Origin of the sequence: Aeromonas sp. 603404 (assembly GCF_049171775.1) — a bacterium.
Classification (GTDB): domain Bacteria; phylum Pseudomonadota; class Gammaproteobacteria; order Enterobacterales; family Aeromonadaceae; genus Aeromonas; species Aeromonas veronii_A.
The window spans coordinates 1-20,050 of record NZ_JAAKPE010000003.1 but is presented as its reverse complement, the minus strand read 5'-3'; the positions used below and the strand labels follow the sequence as shown (position 1 = coordinate 20,050).

Annotated in this window: 13 protein-coding genes and 1 pseudogene; 7 read left to right on the top strand and 7 right to left on the bottom strand. The window is 59.4% G+C overall.

Annotation, left to right across the window (positions count from 1 at the left end; genetic code table 11):
• Window positions 1–149 precede the first annotated feature (149 nt).
• The 3 genes from rpiA to G5306_RS05800 form a co-directional block, all read right to left on the bottom strand.
• Window positions 150–803, bottom strand: coding sequence for a ribose-5-phosphate isomerase RpiA (gene rpiA, locus G5306_RS05810; RefSeq protein WP_005353106.1), 654 nt, complete (start codon window positions 801–803; stop codon window positions 150–152).
• Window positions 804–964: 161 nt separating this feature from the next.
• Window positions 965–1,561, bottom strand: a complete 597-nt coding sequence (locus tag G5306_RS05805; protein WP_005337635.1) for a 5-formyltetrahydrofolate cyclo-ligase — start codon at window positions 1,559–1,561, stop codon at window positions 965–967.
• A 212-nt stretch (window positions 1,562–1,773) separates the two neighbouring features.
• Window positions 1,774–3,108, bottom strand: coding sequence for a Na+/H+ antiporter NhaC family protein (locus G5306_RS05800; RefSeq protein WP_106844006.1), 1,335 nt, complete (start codon window positions 3,106–3,108; stop codon window positions 1,774–1,776).
• Window positions 3,109–3,442: 334 nt separating this feature from the next.
• On the opposite strand from G5306_RS05800, the gene dapB reads away from it, so the two are divergent.
• The 3 genes from dapB to carB all read left to right on the top strand — a co-directional run bounded on the left by dapB (window position 3,443) and on the right by carB (window position 9,306).
• A complete protein-coding gene (gene dapB, locus G5306_RS05795) occupies window positions 3,443–4,255 on the top strand; it encodes a 4-hydroxy-tetrahydrodipicolinate reductase (protein ID WP_005347132.1) in 813 nt (270 codons plus the stop codon).
• A 669-nt stretch (window positions 4,256–4,924) separates the two neighbouring features.
• Window positions 4,925–6,061: a glutamine-hydrolyzing carbamoyl-phosphate synthase small subunit gene (gene carA / locus G5306_RS05790; protein WP_031227689.1), complete on the top strand. Its 1,137-nt coding sequence runs from the start codon at window positions 4,925–4,927 to the stop codon at window positions 6,059–6,061.
• A gap of 20 nt (window positions 6,062–6,081) precedes the next feature.
• The gene (carB, locus tag G5306_RS05785; RefSeq protein WP_421312548.1) at window positions 6,082–9,306 is read left to right on the top strand and encodes a carbamoyl-phosphate synthase large subunit; all 3,225 of its coding nucleotides are present in this window, start codon (window positions 6,082–6,084) and stop codon (window positions 9,304–9,306) included.
• Between the two features lie 124 nt (window positions 9,307–9,430).
• Here the strand turns inward: carB and G5306_RS05780 are convergent, their stop codons facing one another.
• Window positions 9,431–10,465, bottom strand: coding sequence for a sterol desaturase family protein (locus tag G5306_RS05780; RefSeq protein ID WP_421312643.1), 1,035 nt, complete (start codon window positions 10,463–10,465; stop codon window positions 9,431–9,433).
• Window positions 10,466–10,722: 257 nt separating this feature from the next.
• Between G5306_RS05780 and G5306_RS05775 the strand changes: the two genes are divergently transcribed.
• Entirely contained in the window at window positions 10,723–11,904 is a 1,182-nt protein-coding gene (locus tag G5306_RS05775; protein ID WP_421254904.1) for a DUF1615 domain-containing protein, read from the top strand.
• Between the two features lie 48 nt (window positions 11,905–11,952).
• On the opposite strand, the gene G5306_RS05770 is transcribed toward G5306_RS05775, so the two are convergent.
• Entirely contained in the window at window positions 11,953–12,810 is an 858-nt protein-coding gene (locus G5306_RS05770; protein ID WP_421206484.1) for an NERD domain-containing protein, read from the bottom strand.
• Between the two features lie 257 nt (window positions 12,811–13,067).
• Here G5306_RS05770 and katG point away from each other — a divergent pair, with 257 nt between their 5' ends.
• Window positions 13,068–15,254 (top strand): catalase/peroxidase HPI, encoded by a 2,187-nt coding sequence (gene katG / locus G5306_RS05765; RefSeq protein WP_421312547.1) that lies wholly within the window; start codon window positions 13,068–13,070, stop codon window positions 15,252–15,254.
• 106 nt (window positions 15,255–15,360) lie between these two features.
• On the opposite strand, the gene G5306_RS05760 is transcribed toward katG, so the two are convergent.
• Entirely contained in the window at window positions 15,361–16,278 is a 918-nt protein-coding gene (locus G5306_RS05760) for an autotransporter domain-containing protein (RefSeq protein ID WP_421312642.1), read from the bottom strand.
• 292 nt (window positions 16,279–16,570) lie between these two features.
• On the opposite strand from G5306_RS05760, the gene G5306_RS05755 reads away from it, so the two are divergent.
• Both G5306_RS05755 and G5306_RS05750 read left to right on the top strand, forming a co-directional pair.
• A complete protein-coding gene (locus G5306_RS05755) occupies window positions 16,571–18,544 on the top strand; it encodes a methyl-accepting chemotaxis protein (RefSeq protein ID WP_421312546.1) in 1,974 nt (657 codons plus the stop codon).
• A gap of 68 nt (window positions 18,545–18,612) precedes the next feature.
• Window positions 18,613–19,488 (top strand): flagellar protein MotY, encoded by an 876-nt coding sequence (locus tag G5306_RS05750; protein ID WP_421312545.1) that lies wholly within the window; start codon window positions 18,613–18,615, stop codon window positions 19,486–19,488.
• Between the two features lie 68 nt (window positions 19,489–19,556).
• On the opposite strand, the pseudogene G5306_RS05745 reads toward G5306_RS05750, so the two are convergent.
• Window positions 19,557–20,050: pseudogene (locus G5306_RS05745) on the bottom strand (IS3 family transposase); the annotation flags it as partial.

Here is a 20,050-nt window from a genome sequence, read left to right as displayed (position 1 = left end):
GCCATCAGGCGCCGTCATTTATTCACAGTGCAATGTTTGGGTCATATCCCATCTCGGGGCTCAATCAACGCCGCTGTTGCGTCAGGGCTGGTAGAGTGGCGCTGGCGGGCGAGGGAGGATGCCGCTGCACTGTGCTACCGGTGTCGGGATTACTGGGTAATCACGCCGTCCGGCGTACCGATCAGGACAACATCGGCGCCGCGGGCGGCGAACAGGCCGTTGGTGACCACGCCAACGATGGCGTTCAGTCTCACTTCCAGCGCCTTGGCGTCGGTAATGGCCATGCCTTTCACATCCAGAATGTGGTTGCCGTTGTCGGTGACAACCCCTTCACGCCACACCGGGTTGCCACCCAGTTTGCGAATTTCGCGGGCCACGTATTCGCGGGCCATCGGGATCACTTCCACCGGCAGCGGGAACTGGCCCAGCACGTCGACGGTTTTGGTGTTGTCGATGATGCAGATGAACTTGTCAGCGACGGCGGCAACGATCTTCTCGCGGGTCAGGGCTGCGCCACCACCCTTGATCATGTCGCGGGTTGCGTTGATCTCGTCGGCGCCATCCACATAGACGGAGAGGGCGTCGATCTCGTTGAGATCATATACGGTGATGCCGAAGCCCTTGAGGCGCTCGGTAGAGGCCACGGAGCTGGATACCGCCCCCTTGATCTCGTCCTTCATGGTCGCCAGCGCGTCGATAAAGTGGTTGACGGTAGAGCCGGTGCCCACCCCGACGATGGTGCCGGGAACCACATACTTGAGCGCAGCCCAACCGGCCGCCTTCTTCATTTCATCTTGAGTCATGATCGTTCCTTAAGAAAAAAGCGGGCGCATTATATCCAACCCGGTACCCCGTCGCGACCTTGTTGCTCACGTTCCTGGGCAAAAAGAGGGACTTTGTAAATCGTTTGCCTGTTTATTCTGCGTTTGCGCACACAAAGCAGGGGCTGCCTGCCAAAAACAGCCTATTCAAAGCGCCAGCAGTGGCTCGGGGTGATGATCTGGGGCAGCGGCACATCCCACTCCTCTTGCGGAACCGCATCCACCTGCTGGCAGTCGTGGGCAATGCCGAGTGGCTTGGGCCCCAGCTTGTGCTCATGCCAGATGGCGAGGGTGCGATCGTAGTAGCCGCCCCCCATGCCAAGGCGATTGCCCTGGGCATCGAAGGCGACCAGCGGGGTGCAGATAAGATCGAGCGTGCTGTGGGGCACCACCTGCAGGATATCCAGCTCCGGCTCTTCGATGCCGTAGCGGTTGCGCACCATGGGGCTGGTGGCGGTATAGCGCAAAAAGAGCAGGTGACCCGGGGTAAAGGGGTGGAGCACCGGCAGGTAGACCTCTTTGTGCTGGGCCCACAGCCAATGGATGGTGGGCAAGGGGTTGATCTCCCCGTCATTGGCCAGATAGAGGGCAATGCGTTTGGCGGCGAGGATCTCGGGGTGTTGCTTGAACTGGGCCAGCAGCTGTTGGGCCGCCGCCTGCTGCTCGGCCGGACTCAGATTTTTGCGGCGTTGACGAACCAGTTGGCGCAGGGATTGACGTTCGGGTTGGGACTCATGCATGGGGAACCTCTGGTATAGCTGCGCATCGATGGCTTGAACGCGCTCTACCTTAGCACATTCACTCTTGACGTTAAGGGGGACAGGGGAACTCCCGCCCCGGACGGCTGATGCCCGGGACGATGGGATTAATGCTGGCGGGTCCGATAGTGAGTCAACAAGGGCCAGGGTGTGGCCCCTGTTGACAGCATGTCGGCGCGCCAGCGTCTGGTCTGTTACTTGTCAGCTTTGCCGCGCATCTGGTGCTTCACAAACACTGCAATGAGTGCCGCTACCGCGAGTGCCATCGGGTAGAAACTCATGCTCACCACGGCTAGCGGCGACAGGGCGAAGATGGATCCCAGCAGCAGCGCCTGTGCGCCCCAGGGGATCAGACCCTGTACCACGCAGGAGAAGATATCGAGCATGGAGGCGGCGCGTCGCGGGGTGACACCGTGGTGTTCGGCCAGATCCCGGGCCACCTTGCTGGCGACGATAATAGCCACCGTGTTGTTGGCGGTGCAGAGGTTGGTGAGGCTCACCACCCCGGCGATGCCGAGCTCGGCGGCTTTCTCGTTCTGTTCACCATTGTGCTCGCGAGTGAAACGGGCAATCAGGGCGCTGATGCGCTCACTGATCCAGGCCAGACCACCCTGACGCTCCATCAGGGCGCCGAGACCGCCGATCAGCATGGAGAGCAGGAAGATCTCCTGCATGCCGGTAAAGCCCTGATAGATATCCTTGCTGAACTGACCGATGGCGTAGCCGTTGATCATGCCCACCACTCCGGCGGCCAGAATGCCGATCCCCAGCACCACAAACACATTCACTCCGGCGAGCGCCAGCCCCAGGATCAGCAGATAAGGCATCACCTTGAACAGCTCGATGGCGCTGCCGCTGGCAGGGGATTCACCCACTGAGCCCAGGGTCAGATAGAGCAGGATCACCGCGATGGCGGCAGGGGCCGCAATCTTGAAGTTCTCGCGGAACTTGTCCTTCATCTCGCACCCCTGACTGCGGGTTGCTGCTATGGTGGTGTCGGAGATGATGGAGAGGTTATCGCCAAACATGGCGCCGGAGAGAATGGTGCCTGCCATCAGTACCGGATCGATACCGGCCGCCTGCGCCACGCCCAGCGCGACCGGCGCCACGGCACCTATGGTGCCCATGGAGGTGCCCATAGCGGTAGCAATAAAGGCAGAGATGAGGAACAGCCCGGGCAACAGCGCCCAGCCAGGGATGAGCGACAGGCCCAGCGCCACGGTGGCATCAACCCCGCCGGTGGCCTTGGCCACGCTGGCAAAGGCGCCCGCCAGCAGATAGATAAGGCACATCGCCATGATATTGCTGTGGCCGACCCCCTTGAAGAAGGTCTCCAGATTGCTGTTGAAGCTCTCTTTGCCAAGCAGCAGGGCGAGCATCACCGCAGGCAGGGCAGCAACCGGAGCGGGCAGCTGATAGAAGGCGAACTCGACCCCCTGCAGGGTCAGCCAGGTACCGGTACCGATAAAGAGTGCGAGAAAAACCAGAAGTGGCAGCAAGGCCCTGGCACTGGGTTGAGTCTGGATCATGTGTTCCTCTGAAATTGAACAATGACCTCCTGTCATAAACTGCTTTGTACCTGTATCGGATAGGGATAGGGGGAAAACAGGGCGGGCATCCTGCCGCATTGGGGTGCCCACAGTAGTGAGTCAACCCCACAAGGTCAAGATAGACGTCCAGATGGATAGGTGTTTTTATCTTTCGATTTTGTCACTCTGACTAAATCCGTTAAATGTTCGGATTAAATTAAATATTTTCGTTTATTTGTCGGTTGTCTCTGCTGGCTCACTGTGGGCTTTTCAAAGCTGGCACAGGCTGGTAAAACGGTCTCTTTCCATAATTAAAAGAGATGAGAGGGTGGAGATGGACAATCCGATCCGTGTGGCTGTGATGGGCTGTAATGGTCGTATGGGCAAGGTGCTGCTGGAGGCCATCACCAACACCGATGGCGTGGTGGTTGGTGCTGCGCTGGAGCGGCCGGGCTCGGCGGTGATCGGTCTTGATGCCGGTGAGCTCAATGGGCTGGGCCATCTGGGTGTGGCCATCAGTGACAGTCTTGACAAGGTGCGTGACGAGTTTGATCTTATCATCGACTTCACCCGCCCCGAGGTGACCCTGGCCAATCTGGCCTTTGCGCTGGCCCACCACAAGCAGATGGTGATCGGCACCACCGGTTTTGATGATGCAGGCAAGGCCGCCCTGAAAGAGGCGGGCAAGCAGATCGGTATCGTGTTCGCCTCCAACTACTCGGTCGGGGTCAACCTGGTGTTCAAGTTGCTGGAGCAGGCCGCCAAGGTGATGGGGGATTACACCGACATCGAGATCATCGAGGGCCACCATCGCCACAAGGTGGATGCGCCATCCGGTACTGCGCTCTCCATGGGGGAAGTGGTCGCCAAAACCCTGGGCCGGGATCTCAAGGAGTGCGCCGTCTATGGCCGCGAGGGGATCACTGGCGAGCGGGATCGCAACACTATCGGCTTTGCCACCATTCGTGCCGGCGATCTGGTGGGGGAGCATACCGTCATGTTTGCCGATATCGGCGAGCGGGTGGAGATCAGCCACAAGGCTTCCAGCCGCCTGACCTTCGCCAACGGTGCTGTGCGGGCGGGCAAGTGGCTTGGTCAGCAGGGTGCCGGTCTTTATGACATGCAGGATGTGCTCAATCTCAAGTGATGCCTCTGTGCGGCACTTTCGTACTACTGCTACCCAGTGAAAAACCCCGGCTTGCCGGGGTTTTTGCTGTCAGTTAGCCAGAGTTTGTGTAAAAAGACACGCTGCCTGCAATTTTTATCTGAATGCCTTATAAATCACACTATTGTGTTATCCACCAGATTTTCCCTTCCTGAATGTCATCACCAGGTAACAGATTTGAGCATCTTTATGGCGGATTAAGCCATTTTTTTACACGGAATCGGAAAGACTAAAAATTCAAACACTGAAAAACGTTTTCCATTTTTCACGTTCACTCTTGTCATCGTAAAAGCGTTAAATTTGTCATTAATGTTTTTTGTGTAAAAATAAAAGTCATTGTTTTAATTGCTTTTTTTGTTTGTTTTTGTCGCTATTGCTGGCTTGGTGTCATCTTTTGGTGGTGGTTTTTCCTTTTCTTTCACGGGAGGGGGTTGCAAAGCGATTAAGTGCATAGATAATGGGTAATGTTGCTTTTTTATTGAATTTAGATGCATTTCATCTGAGAAAAGACGTTGAAATGCCACTTTTTTTAAGTAGAATGCGCCCAATTTGCCAGAAATCTGCCGGGTTCGAGTCCTGTCCAAGACCGGAACCGAGCCCGCAACACCCAGGTAAATTGCTGAATTTAAAGCTAAATAACTGGAGGTTGTCTTGAATCACACTGCATTGCTAGTGCTGGAAGATGGAACTGTATTCAAAGGCGTGTCGATAGGCGCCGAGGGATGTTCCGTTGGTGAAGTGGTTTTCAATACGTCGATGACGGGCTATCAGGAAATCCTCACCGATCCCTCTTATTCCCGTCAGATAGTCACCCTCACTTACCCCCATATAGGCAACACCGGCACCAACAGCGAAGATGAAGAGTCCAGTCAGATCCATGCTCAGGGATTGATCATCCGGGACCTTCCGATACTTGCCTCCAATTTCCGCAATCAGCAATCCCTCTCCGAATACCTCAAGTCTCACAACATCGTTGGCATCGCCGACATCGACACCCGTAAACTGACCCGCATCCTGCGCGAGAAAGGCGCTCAGGCTGGCTGCATTTTGGCCGGGAAACAGGTCGATGAAGCCTATGCTCTCGAACAGGCCCGCGCCTTCCCCGGTCTGAAGGGGATGGATCTGGCCAAAGAGGTAACGGTTGGTGAAGCGTACAACTGGACCGAAGGGAGCTGGCAGCTTGGCAAGGGGCACGTCACCCCGGATGCCGACCAGCTGAAGTACCACGTGGTAGCCTATGACTTTGGCGTCAAGCGCAACATCCTGCGGATGCTGGTTGACCGTGGCTGCCGCCTGACCGTGGTACCGGCCAAGACCCCGGCCGCCGAGGTACTGGCGATGAACCCGGATGGCATCTTCCTCTCCAACGGCCCCGGCGACCCCGAGCCGTGCGACTACGCCATCGAGGCCATCAAGGCTTTCCTTAATACCAGCACGCCGGTATTCGGCATCTGTCTGGGTCACCAGCTGCTGGGTCTGGCCTCCGGTGCTAAGACCGTCAAGATGAAGTTTGGCCACCACGGCGCCAACCATCCGGTGAAGAGCCTTGATGACAACACCGTCATGATCACCGCTCAGAACCACGGCTTTGCGGTAGACGAGAACAGCCTGCCGGATTGCCTGCGCGCCACCCACGTCTCCCTGTTTGATGGTTCCCTGCAAGGTATCCATCGCACCGACCGTCCGGCCTTCAGCTTCCAGGGGCACCCCGAAGCGAGCCCGGGTCCGCACGACTGTGCCGGTCTTTTTGACCACTTTATTGAATTGATTAAGCAGTATCGCGCCTAAGAAATAGAGGAAAGAGTTTCATGCCAAAACGTAACGACCTTCAGAGCATCCTGATCCTCGGCGCCGGCCCCATCGTCATCGGCCAAGCCTGCGAATTTGACTACTCCGGCGCCCAGGCGTGCAAAGCCCTGCGCGAGGAGGGCTACCGCGTCATTCTGGTCAACTCCAACCCGGCCACTATCATGACCGACCCGGAGATGGCAGACGCCACCTACATCGAGCCCATCACCTGGGAAGTGGTGCGCGAAATCATCAAGAAAGAGCGCCCGGACGCCATCCTGCCCACTATGGGCGGCCAGACTGCGCTCAACTGCGCACTGGCGCTGGAGAAGCATGGCGTGCTGGCCGAGTTCGGTGTCGAGATGATCGGTGCCACCGCCGACGCCATCGACAAGGCCGAAGACCGCTCCCGCTTTGACAAGGCGATGCGCAGCATCGGCCTGGAGTGCCCGCGTGCCGGCATCGCCCACAACATGGAAGAGGCGTGGGGCGTGCAACAGATGGTTGGCTTCCCCTGCATCATCCGTCCCTCCTTTACCATGGGTGGCTCCGGTGGCGGCATCGCCTACAACACCGAAGAGTTCGTCGAGATCTGCGAGCGCGGTCTGGACTTGTCGCCGACCAAAGAGCTGCTCATCGACGAGTCGCTGATTGGCTGGAAAGAGTACGAGATGGAGGTGGTGCGGGATCGCAACGACAACTGCATCATCGTCTGCGCCATCGAAAACTTCGACCCCATGGGTATCCACACCGGTGACTCCATCACGGTCGCGCCAGCCCAGACGCTGACCGACAAGGAGTACCAGCTGATGCGCAACGCCTCCATGGCGGTGCTGCGCGAAATCGGTGTCGAGACCGGCGGCTCCAACGTCCAGTTCGGCATCAACCCGAAAGATGGCCGCATGGTCATCATCGAGATGAACCCGCGGGTGTCGCGCTCCTCTGCGCTGGCCTCCAAGGCGACCGGTTTCCCCATCGCCAAGATCGCAGCCAAGCTCGCCATCGGTTACACCCTCGACGAGCTGATGAACGACATCACCGGCGGTCGCACTCCGGCCTCCTTCGAGCCGGCCATCGACTACGTGGTGACCAAGGTGCCACGCTTCAACTTCGAGAAGTTCGCCGGTGCCAACGACCGTCTGACGACCCAGATGAAGTCGGTCGGTGAAGTGATGGCTATCGGCCGTAACTTCCAGGAGTCCCTGCACAAGGCGTTGCGCAGCCTCGAGACCGGTAAGACCGGCTTCGACCCCATGGTGGATCTGAACGCCCCGGACTCCCTGACCCGCATCCGTCACGAGCTGCAGGATGCCGGTGCCGAGCGTATCTTCTACATCGCCGACGCCTTCCGCGCCGGCCTCTCCATGGACGGCATCTTCAAGCTGACCAAGATTGACCCCTGGTTCCTGGTGCAGATTGAAGAGCTGGTGAAGCTGGAAGAAGAGGTGAAAGAGCGTGGCATGGCCGGTCTCGATGCCGACTTCCTGCGCGCCCTCAAGCGCAAGGGCTTTGCCGATGCGCGTCTGGCCAAGATCCTCGGTGTGGCCGAAGGGGAGGTGCGCAAGCTGCGTGCCCGCCACAACATCTTCCCAGTCTACAAGCGGGTCGATACCTGCGCCGCCGAGTTCGCTACCAACACCGCCTACATGTACTCCAGCTATGACGAGGAGTGCGAAGCCAACCCCACCGACCGCGACAAGATCATGGTCATCGGTGGCGGCCCGAACCGCATCGGTCAGGGCATCGAGTTCGACTACTGCTGCGTACACGCGGCGCTGGCCCTGCGCGAAGACGGTTACGAGACCATCATGGTCAACTGCAACCCGGAGACCGTCTCCACCGATTACGACACCTCGGATCGCCTCTACTTCGAGCCGGTGACCCTGGAAGATGTGCTGGAAATCGTGCGCATCGAGAAACCCAAGGGCGTTATCGTCCAGTACGGCGGCCAGACCCCGCTGAAGCTTGCACGGGCATTGGAAGCCAACGGCGTGCCGATTATCGGTACCAGCCCGGATGCCATCGACCGCGCCGAAGACCGCGAGCGCTTCCAGTCTGCCGTCGAGCGCCTCGGTCTCAAGCAGCCGGAAAACGGCACCGTCACCGCGCTGGAGCAGGCGGTTGTGGTGGCCGAGCGCATCACCTACCCGCTGGTGGTTCGCCCCTCCTACGTGCTGGGTGGCCGCGCCATGGAGATCGTCTACGACGAGACCGACCTGCGTCGCTACTTCGCCGAGGCGGTGAGCGTCTCCAACGAATCGCCGGTACTGCTGGACCGCTTCCTGGACGATGCCACCGAGCTGGACGTGGATGCCATTTGCGACGGTACCGATGTGGTTATCGGCGGCATCATGGAGCACATCGAGCAGGCCGGTATCCACTCCGGTGACTCCGGTTGCTCCCTGCCGCCCTACACCCTGTCCAAGAAGATTCAGGACGAGATCCGCGAGCAGGTGCGCAAGCTGGCGCTGGAGCTCGGTGTTATCGGCCTGATGAACGTGCAGTTCGCGGTCAAGGGCAATGACATCTACCTCATCGAGGTGAACCCGCGTGCCGCCCGTACCGTGCCGTTCGTCTCCAAGGCGACCGGTGCGCCGCTGGCCAAGATTGCCGCCCGCGTGATGGCCGGTCAGAGCCTGAAAGAGCAGGGCTTTACCAAAGAGATCATCCCGCCCTACTACTCGGTGAAAGAGGTGGTACTGCCGTTCGCCAAGTTCCCGGGGGTTGACCCGCTGCTGGGGCCGGAGATGCGCTCCACCGGTGAGGTGATGGGGGTGGGCAGCAGCTTTGCCGAGGCTTATGCCAAGGCGCAGCTGGGTGCCAACCACGCCGTACCGAAAGAGGGCCGTGCTCTCTTGTCAGTGCGTCACAGCGACAAGGCACAGGTGGTCGATTTGGCCGCCAAGCTGCTGGAGCTGGGTTACGAGCTCGACGCCACCCACGGCACCGCTGTCGCGCTGGGCGAGGCGAGCATCAACCCGCGTCTGGTCAACAAGGTGCACGAAGGTCGCCCGCACATTCTCGACCGCATCAAGAATGGCGAGTACACCTACATCGTCAACACCGCCGAAGGGCGGGTGGCCATCGAGGACTCCAAGCAGCTGCGCCGCGCGGCCCTGCAGAACAAGGTGGCGTATACCACCACCATGAACGAGGCATTCGCGACCTGCATGGCCATCAGTGTGGATGCCACTGCCAGCGTCAACTCGGTGCAGGAGTTGCACGAGCGGGTGAACAACCGCTAACGCTCTGCGCGCGAGCCATGCTCGCTCCGCATAGATGACAAGCCCCCGCCAGTAATGGCGGGGGCTTTTTTATAACGACGGGGTGGGTGCTGCGAGGACTGGACTTATGGGGCGAAGAGCGTAACTACCGTAAATCAGGCTGCGGCTTGCGACTGCGTGGACGGGGCAGGGCATGCCACAGCTTGCGGGCCGTGACCAGAAAGGGGCGCAGGATCAGCGCGCTCAGGCGGCTGTAGCGCACATTGTCTTTCGGGCCGACCCCGAAGGTGAGGGGCTCTGGCTGGTGGTTGGTGACGTAAAGAGTGCCGAACCACCAATCCCACAGCGACAGGTTGATCCCGAAGTTGTGGTTGAAGTGGCGGGGATCCCGGCTGTGGTGGATCTGATGCTGGGCCGGGCTGTTGAAGATATGCTCCAGCCGCGGGCCAAACGACAGCCAGATATGGCTATGGCGCAAATTGGCGGCCAGCGAGTTGAAGATCAGCACCAGATAGCCCACCCCAAACAGTGTGTAGGGGCGCACGGTTCCTCCGCACAGCCAGTAGAAGGCACCGGAGTAGAGGGAGAGAGCGCTCCCCTTGAGCAGGATTTCAGCGAGCTTCTCCACCAGATGAATGCGGCTGGCGGTCGGCGGTACCAGCACGGTGGCGCTGTGGTGCACCTTGTGAAACTCCCACAGCCAGCGGCTGTGAAAGAGACGGTGCAGCCAGTAGTGGACGAAATCGCTGACCAGAAATACCCCGAGACCGTAAAGCATCATCAGCCAGCTAGCCTCGGCCAGACGGGGACGCTCCCCCCACAGACGGGTGAGCGCGGAGGTAATATCCGTTGCCTGCAAAAGCCAGGGGTTGAGCAGGGTCAGGAGCGGCACGATCAGGGCCACATGGAGCAGGGCACGCACCAGATAATACTGATAATCGAGCAGGGCGGAGGGATGCAGCCAGATGGCACGGCCGCCGAGAAAACCGGCGAAACTGCCCGCTGCGGGGCCTTGCTGGTGCCGGCGCACACGGTAGAGGAGGTAGGCAATGAGGCCGGATATCAGCAGAAAGGGGAGGCCCAGCCGCCCGTTGAAGTCAAGCAGTCCGGTCAGGCAGTGCCAGATCGGAGTGAGCAGCCACTGCTGCACGTAAGCAAAGAGATGGGCGAGCGTATCCATAGGGTCCATACCGTGAGCATCCTGGCGGCGGCATTCTAAATGTAAACAACTCTCGATAAAAGCCCATGTCTGTTGTCGGGTCATACCTGTTATCTGGTCATATCTGGGGGCGCTCCTGTTGCGGCAACCCCTGTCTGGTCAGGAAGAGGGGCGAGGTGATGGGACTTTAGCCTTGTGGATCAATTCTCTACAATGAGCCATCATGTGTGCGCCCGCCGCCTGGCGGGTTTGCCTCCAGCCTCAGTACCGGATATCCGATGACGCTCTCTCTCTTTTCTGTTTCCCCCGCCATGCGCACGCTGGCGCTGCTGATCCCCTTGCTGCTGGCCGGCTGTGCCAGCGATCCCGCTTCTGCCCCGGCGCCTGGCGACACAACGGGCGCAACTACGCCCGCCAAAAAGGCGACCCCGCCAGCCATGCAGCCGCGCAAGCCGGCGGATATGAAGAGCCGCATCGTGAGGTTTCTGCCCCGCCATGTGGTCGACAAGCAGGGGTGGGCCAACGATGTGGTGACGGCGCTCACTACCCAGGGGGTGACAGTCAATGACCACAACGTCTGTACCGTGCTGGCGGTAGCGGAGCAGGAGGCGACCTATCAGGCCGATCCCGTGGTGCCGGGCCTTGGCAAGATCGCCTGGAAGGAGATCAACTCGCGGGCGGCCAAGCTGCTGATCCCCGAGTTTATGGTGCGGGCCGCGCTCTCCATCAACTCGCCGACAGGCAAGAGCTATGCCGAGCGCATCGATGCGCTTCGCACCGAGCGGGAGATGAGCGAAATTTTCGAAGACATGATCAGCATGCTGCCGATGGGCAAGACCCTGTTTGGCAACATGAACCCGGTGCACACCGGCGGCCCGATGCAGGTGAGCATCGCCTTTGCCGAGGCCAATACCCGTGGTTACCCCTATCCGGTCAAGGAGTCCATCCGCCACGAAGTCTTTACCCGTCGCGGCGGTATCTGGTTTGGCACCAAACATATCTTCGGTTATGAGGCGGAGTACCCCGATACCCTCTACCGTTTCGCTGACTTCAACGCCGGCTGGTATGCCAGTCGCAACGCCGCCTTTCAGGCCGCCGTCAGCCGTTTGAGCGGTACCACGCTGGCTCTGGATGGCGATCTGATCCGCTATGACTCCGACCTGCCGGGCAAGACGGAACTCGCGGTCTATACCATTGCCAGCCGGATCAACATGAGTCAGCAGGCGATCCATCAGAGCCTGAAACTCGGCGATACCGCCGAATTTGGCCAGAGCGACCTCTATCATCGCGTGTTCACGCTGGCAGACCAGAAAGCGGGCAAGCGGTTGCCCCGCGCCATCCTGCCGGGCATTCAGCTGAAAAGCCCCAAGATCACCCGCAACCTCACCACCGCCTGGTTTGCCAAGCGGGTGGATGACAGGGAGCAGCGCTGCGTGCGGCAGATGGCGACCATTCGCTAAGAAACACAACAAGGGCGGCCAATTGGCCGCCCTTGTTGTTTCCGATGTTTACCGCTCTTCAGCTTGCCGCGTGATTATCTGCCGGCATTTCGGGTAAGCGCTGCATCCCCAGAACTGTTCCCCCTTGTTGCTGCCACGACGTGCGGTGCGAAGCACCATGGCGTTGCCGCATTTCGGGCAACGCTGCTGGGCGTGACTCGTGTCATGAAGGATGGGGAGCTCCTCTTTTACCATGCTGACGTTATTGCTTGGGGAAGAGGGAATGGCAGGTTGGTTGTGGCGCGCCTTTAGCTGCGCCACATGCTGTTTATGGGTCTGCCAATTGGCGGCCAGTCGTCCCCGCTGGATGGTGTCGATCACTCTGGTGACTTCGGCAGAGGTCAACACCTGCGTGGTTTTACTCTTGATATAGCGAATAAGCCCGCGGTTCATCACGTTATCCGGCATGGGGGTTTTAAAGGTGCAGTCGCCAGTAAAGTAAATAATCGAATGGAGCTGATGATCAGCAAGACCCAGCAAGGATTTGAGCGTCATCAGGTGCAGATAGTTTTGGCGCAGGGGATTTTGAAAGGTATGTCTGCGGCGATAGAGCTGCTGGGTCCAGCTCTTGTGGGCTGGATTGCCAAATATCCACCCCTTGATGTTCTTGGTTTCGATCACAAATAGCCCGAAGCGCGAGATGATCACATGGTCGATCTGGGTAGTGCCCTGCGGGGTTGGCAGCGTCACATCCTTGAGCAGGTGGTACTCCCGCTGGTCGAGAAAAAGCCGGATGCCCAAGTTGATAAATGCCTCCCCAACCATCCCCTTGAACCTGGGCGTTTTGATCAGGGTGGCAATCAACAACAGGGGCAGCAGATACCAGAACTGGCCCAGTAGAATCGCAATAACGGGTGTGAAGTCCATTTCAACGCTGTCGTCTGATGTGCAATGGCAACATGTTAACAGTGGGTTCAACAAGCGTGTGTGATCTATGCCACTACTACTCTGCCAGCGCCTGCATTGTTCTGTTTGTTACCCGGTGACGAGATAGTTCAATCGCAAAACCAGATTGAATTGAACTTTTTTATTCGGTTTTTTAAGTGACTGGTGGGGGGTAGGCTAGTCTCTACTGCGAAGCGAAGGGTTTCGCCGTCATTATGACCACAATGAGGATCTGATAGATGGACAAACACGCTAGCGGGGCCGGTCAGTGCCCCTTTGCCCACGGTGCCAATACCTCTGCCAGCCAGGAGCATCAAGTCTGGTGGCCCAATGCCCTTAACCTCGACATCCTGCACCAGCATGACAGCAAGACCAATCCGATGGATGAGACTTTCGATTATGCCGATGCCTTCAACAGCCTCGATTACGATGCCCTCAAAGCCGATCTGCATGCCCTGATGACCGACAGCCAGCCCTGGTGGCCGGCAGACTGGGGTCACTATGGCGGCCTGATGATCCGCATGGCCTGGCACTCCGCCGGCAGCTATCGCGCTACCGACGGACGCGGCGGTGCCAACACCGGCAACCAGCGCTTCGCTCCCCTCAACAGCTGGCCAGACAACGGCAACCTCGACAAGGCGCGCCGTCTGCTGTGGCCGATCAAACAGAAGTACGGCAACAAGATCTCCTGGGCTGACCTGATGATCCTGGCGGGCAACGTCGCCTATGAATCCATGGGGCTCAAGACCTTCGGCTTTGCCGGTGGCCGCGAGGATATCTGGCATCCGGAAAAAGATGTCTATTGGGGCTCCGAGAAGGAGTGGCTGGCACCGAGCGGTAGCGAAGGGAGCCGTTACAGCGGCGAACGGGATCTGGAGAACCCGCTGGCCGCGGTGATGATGGGGCTGATTTACGTCAACCCGGAAGGGGTGGATGGCAATCCCGATCCCCTGAAAACCGCCCACGACATGCGCGTCACCTTTGCCCGTATGGGGATGAATGACGAAGAGACCGTCGCCCTCACCGCCGGTGGCCACACCGTCGGCAAGGCCCACGGCAACGGCAGCGCAGCCAAACTGGGACCAGCCCCCGAAGGGGCGGATGTGCACGAACAGGGGCTTGGCTGGATCAACCACGAGAGCCGCGGTATCGGCCGTGATACGGTGACCAGCGGGATCGAAGGTGCCTGGACCAGCAACCCGACCCGCTGGGACAACGGCTACTTCAAGATGCTGCTGGGCCACGACTGGTGGCTCAAGAAGAGCCCGGCCGGTGCTTGGCAGTGGGAGCCCGTCGTCATCAAGGAGGAAGATCGTCCGGTGGACGTGGAAGACCCCTCTATCCGTTGCAACCCCATCATGACCGATGCGGACATGGCGCTGCGTTTTGACCCCGTCTATCGGGAGATCTCCGAGCGCTTTGCCGCGGATCAAGCGCTCTTCTCCGACGCCTTTGCCCGCGCCTGGTTCAAGCTTACCCACCGCGACATGGGGCCGCGCAGCCGCTATCTGGGGCCAGAAGTGCCGAGCGAAGTCATGGTGTGGCAGGATCCGGTTCCGGCGGTGGATTACCAGCTCTCTGACAAAGAGGTTAGTGAGATCAAGGCCAAACTGCTGGCCTGCGGCGTGGCGCCAACCGATTTGATCGCCACCGCATGGGACAGTGCCCGCACCTTCCGCGGCTCCGATTATCGCGGTGGTGCCAACGGTGCTCGCATCCGTCTCGCGCCGATGAAAGAGTGGGAAGGCAACGAGCCCGCTCGCCTCGAGAAGGTGCTCAACGCCCTGATCGCCCTGCAGGCCTCCCTGAGCAAGCCGGTCAGCATCGCCGACCTGATTGTGCTGGGGGGCAGCGCAGCGGTGGAGCAGGCGGCCAAACTGGCTGGCGTCGATATCGTCGTTCCCTTTGCGCCGGGCCGCGGCGATGCCAGCGCCGAACAGACCGATGCTGAGTCGTTCGCCTTCCTCGAGCCGGTGCACGACGGTTTCCGCAACTGGCAGAAGGGGCACTACAAGGTGCAGCCGGAGGAGATGCTGCTCGACCGTGCCCAGTTGCTGGGGCTTACCGCCCGCGAGATGACTGTGCTGGTCGGCGGTATGCGGGTGCTTGGCACCAACCATGGCGGGTCGGCCCACGGCGTCTTTACCGACCGGGTCGGTGTGCTCAGCAACGACTTCTTCGTCAACCTGACCGACATGGCCTATAGCTGGCAGCCGACTGGCCGCAACAGTTACCAGATCGTGGATCGCCAGAGTGGTGCGGTGAAGTGGACTGCTACCCGGGTTGATCTGGTGTTTGGCTCCAACTCGGTGCTGCGTGCCTACGCCGAGGTCTATGCCCAGCAAGATGGCAAGGAGAAGTTCGTCCGAGACTTCGTCAAGGCCTGGGTCAAGGTGATGAACAATGACCGTTTCGATCTGAAATAAGTCACTTCAACCCCAATGAGAACGCCAGCCGCAAGGCTGGCGTTTTTTATGGTGGCGGTGATAGCTGCATGATGCGACTCGGAGGATGCCCCTCTGGCAGCCCGGGTTAGAAGCTCATGGCCAGCCCGATGGAATAACCGCTGGTGTTGTGGCTGAACATGTAGCGGGCAACCAGCCGGGTACGGGTGACAATGATGTCGTACTTGCTGCTGTCCAGCTCCAGACCGGCGCCGATGGAGTTGAGGGAGTCAAAGCCAAGCAACCCCCGTTGCTCCCCCAGATATGCGGTATGAGCCCCCTCCAGTACATAGCGCACCGGTCTGTCGAGCAGGGTCCAGTGGAACAGCGGGGCGCGGCGGCGCAGATAGAGGCCGAGGTTCTCCGCCTCGGCGTGACCACGGACGCTGGTCGAGGTGCCGCCAAAGCTCTGCAGGTGCTGATAGGAGTAGCGCAGTTCGGCATCTATGTCCTGGGCCGGTGAAAAGAGTTCGTAATCGAGCATCAGCGAGCCACCCAGCCCGTACATATTGAGCTGACCCCCATCGAGAAAGTCCAGCGAGTAGCCCTTGGTACGATCCAGCAGCCAGTTGCCGATCCGCAGGTCACTGGCCATGGTACCGAGCGAGATGTTGGCTATGGGGCGCAGCACCCAGTGGCCGCCACGCGGATCTTTGTGAAGGGTGACATCCCAGCCGATCCCGCCCGAGGCGGTCAGGCTATTCCACTTGGTCGGTATGGTGCGACTTTCGGTACCATTGCTTATCACAAACTGGGGGTCGTAGCGGCTGTAGCCCAGCGCCCCCTCCAGATAGATGGGCACGGCTTCGCTCAGGGTTGCGCCGCCTCCCAGTTGCCCCATGTTGAGCGCAGAAGATTGGCCAGTGCTGCTGCCGATGTCCAGGTTGCTGGCGGTGATGTCCGGCACCACGCTGAAAGTCATCAGCGAGATCACCGCATTGGCCCGTTTTTGCGCCCAGTCCTCCTCCTGATCGTCAAGGTTGTTACTGGCCGCGAGTGACGCCATGGGCAGGGTCGCCGCGAAGAGGGCGCAACCCAGACGGTAAAGCGGGCAGAGCGGGTGTTTCATGGCTGGATTCCCCAAACAAGCGACCTCCTGTCGCCCTGATCTACTGTAGCGAGTTTCTCTCTGGCTGTCTCGACCTGACCATTGGGCTGGGCTATGGGGGGGCTGCGTGGCCATCTACAGAAAATGGTTGATGCAGCTCATGGTTCTGGCCAATGGCAGATGTCGTCAGCGGCATAAGCGAGCAGGCCGGATATAATCAACGCGTTGATAAAAATGACAGGAGTGCGGGATGAACAGACTCGGATTGGCCGGCAAGATGTTGCTGGCAATTTGCCTGCCGTTATTGGCGCTGCTGTTTTTCGCCAGCCACTACGCATACGACAGATATCGGGTGACCCATGAGATGACGCAAGCCCTGCAGCAGCTGGCTGTGGTCGAACGCAGCGCCCAGTTGGTGCACGAGCTGCAAAAGGAGCGTGGCATGTCGGCGGGGTTTATCGGCTCTGAAGGGCGCAAATTTGCAGATGCCCTGCCACGTCAGCGGCAACAGGTTGATGAAGCCATTCATCGCTTTCAGGGGTTGGAGAGGGGGGTTGCCCACGAGCAGGTGGATCTGGCTTTGCGCGAGTTGATGGGGATCCGCAATCAGGTGGACAAACTGGCCATAGAGGCCCCGCGTCAGGTCGCCTTTTATAGCCAGTTGATTGCTTCTCTGCTCAAGGTCGTGGATGAGATTAGTCTGCGTAGCCAGGATGCCGCTATTGCCTTGCAGACCAATGCCTACGCCGCATTTTTGCAAAACAAGGAGCGTATGGGGATGGAGCGGGCGACCCTCAGCAATGTCTTTGCCAAAGGGAGTTTCACCCCGGCTACCTTGCAGCAATTTATGTCCCTGCTCGCTGCCCAGCAGAGCTATCTGGAGCGTTTTCGCGCCGTGGCAAGCGAGCCGCAGCGACGCCTGCTTGAGCAAATTGAGAAGAGTCCGGTGATGGCAGAAGTCGCGAAATATGAGCAGCTCGCCCTGGGCAAGATGACCGAGGGGAGCTTTGGCGTCGATCCGGAGCGCTGGTTTGCCGTGAGCACCGAGAAGATCGACCAGCTCAAACAGGGCGAAGATCAGCTCTTCCAGCAGTTGTTCGAACGGGTTGAGCAGATGCAGGGAGAGAGTCAGCGCAACTTCTGGTGGGGGGCTATGGCGGTTCTGTGCTGCCTGCTGTTGACTACCCTCATCAGTTGGAAGGTGCTGCGGGATGTGCATCTGGGCTTCGTCGCTCTGCATCGCACCTTTTCACGGCTCGTCAATGAAAATGATCTGACGGTGAGGGTCAACTGGCAATCGGGTGACGAGCTTGGGGCATTGGCGCGGGATCTCAACCACTTTCTGCAGCATCTGGAAGGCTTGTTGCTGGAGGTGCGCCGCTCCTGTGAGATATTGACCCGTAGTGCCAGCAACTCCAGCGAGGTGATTGCCGAAGTGAATGAAGGTGTGGTGCGTGGCGTCGGTCAGGTTGAACTGGTTGCCACCGCCGCAACGGAAATGGCTTCGACGGTGGCCGAAATTGCTCGCAATGCGACCCAGACCTCACTGGCGACCCAGCAGGCCATTGGCCGTGCCCGGCAGGGGGACAAGGAGGTGGATCAGACTATCGCCGCCATCGAGCAGGTGGCCGGTACCCTCGACGAGACCCGGCTGTTGGTCAACAACCTGCATCAGGATACCGAGTCCGCCGTCGAGGCACTCAACCTCATCAAGCAGATCTCCGATCGCACCAATCTGTTGGCCCTCAATGCCGCCATTGAGGCAGCCCGTGCCGGTGAGTCGGGGCGCGGCTTTGCCGTGGTCGCCGATGAGGTACGTTCACTGGCTGCCCGTACCCAGCAGGCGGCAGATGATATCGAACAGATGCTCTCCCGTTTGCGGGCTGGAGCCCGTCAGGCGGTGGTGGCCATGCAGTCGGGCAGCGAGCAGGCGGGCCTCAGCGTCAGTGAAGCGCAGCGGGCGGGTCACGAGCTGACCGACATCGTCAATGAGGTGCGCAAGGTGAGTGACATGACGGCGCAGGTGGCTACCGCAACCGAGCAGCAGCGCTACGTAACGGACGATATCCAGCACAACGTAATGACCATCCGCGAAGTGTACGAGGCCCATCGCCAGCACTCGGTCACCCTGCAGCAGAATAGTGTCGGACTGGATCAGTTGGCACGGGAGCTGGCTGGACGAATTGCCAGCTTCAAGTTGATAGAGAGAGCCTCTCCCCACTGATCCATTTGCGCTAAAGCTTGTCCCTCCCTGGCCGATACCCCTTGTGAGATCGTGTGGAGGGCAAGCAATTGAACGCTTGGGTGTTGGGGTTGGTCAGCATATCCGTGAGTATGCAGTTACAGGCTGGGGTCACCGAATTCGGTGCCGGTCTGGATCAATCCGTCTGGCGTTTGACCTCCGATACCCAGATTGAGTGTCGCCTCGAACACCCGATCCCCAACTGGGGAACGGGGGCCTTTGTCAGCCGCGCCGGGCGCAAGATCAACCTCGACTTTGAGCTCAAGGGCAAGCGGCCACAGGCCCAGACCCAGACGGTGAGCCTTGGCATCATGCCGCCGGTATGGCGCCCAGGGATTGCCGGGCGAGAAGTGAGTCAACTGCGCTTCTATCAGCAGTTCGATGGGCTGGTGGAGGGGCAAACCGCCTGGACCATGCTCGATGAGCTGGAGGGGGGACGAATGCCCACTTTCCAGTATCGGGACTGGTATCGCCAAAACCGTGCGGTGCGAGTATCGCTTTCGTCGGTTAACTTTCGGGTCAAATATCAGGCCTTTATCGACTGCCTGAGCGGGCTCTTGCCCTACAGCTTCAACGACATCGCCTTTAGCGTGCTTACCTACGACAAGAACAGCGATCAGCTCTCCATCTCCTCCAAGCGGCGGCTGGCGATGATCAGCGAGTTTATCAAGGCGGACAAGAGCATCGACGTGGTGGTGATCGATGCCTACAGCGACAGCTATGGCGGCCGCTGGCCGAACCTGAAGCTATCCGAGAAACGGGCCGATGCCATCAAGAAGGTGTTTGTCGATCTGGGGATCGATCCCGGCAAGATCTCGGTGGAGGGGCATGGCGAGAAGCAGCACGTTGCCTCCAACGAAACGGAGCAGGGTCGTGCCAAGAACCGGCGGGTGGTGATCAGCATGGGGCGCAATGGCGAGATCTAGCGCCGTCCCCGGCAAAGAGTGTCTAGTCCTGAAATAGGTTTACACATTTTCAACTAGCATTTTTCTACTCAGAACCCTCTATGTACCGCATCGGGGGTTCTGTATTTCAATGCATGATGCGGCCGCTCCGCGTTGTAAATATCCACCGCTTCACGCACCATTTCCCGCGCTTGCGTCAAATCCTGCGGGCTTTGCAACAACAACTCTCCTTTCAAAATCCCGTTCACCCGCTCCGCCAACGCATTCTGGTAGCAGTCATACCCATCCGTCATCGAGCATTTCACCCCGTACCGTTCATGTAATGACTGATACAGTCCCGAGCAATACTGCACGCCGCGGTCTGAGTGATGGATGAGTTCACCGTCGCCACGCCGTTGCTTCAGTGCTTTCCTGAACGCCATCGCCACCGATTCGGCATGCATTCCTTCGTGCACGTGATGGCCCACTATCTTGCGTGAGTAGGCATCCGTCACCAGGCTCAGGTAAGCGGCCCGCTCCTGGCTGGCAGATAGGTGATATCAGCGACCCAGACCTGCTCCGGGGCCACCGGTGTGACCTGCCC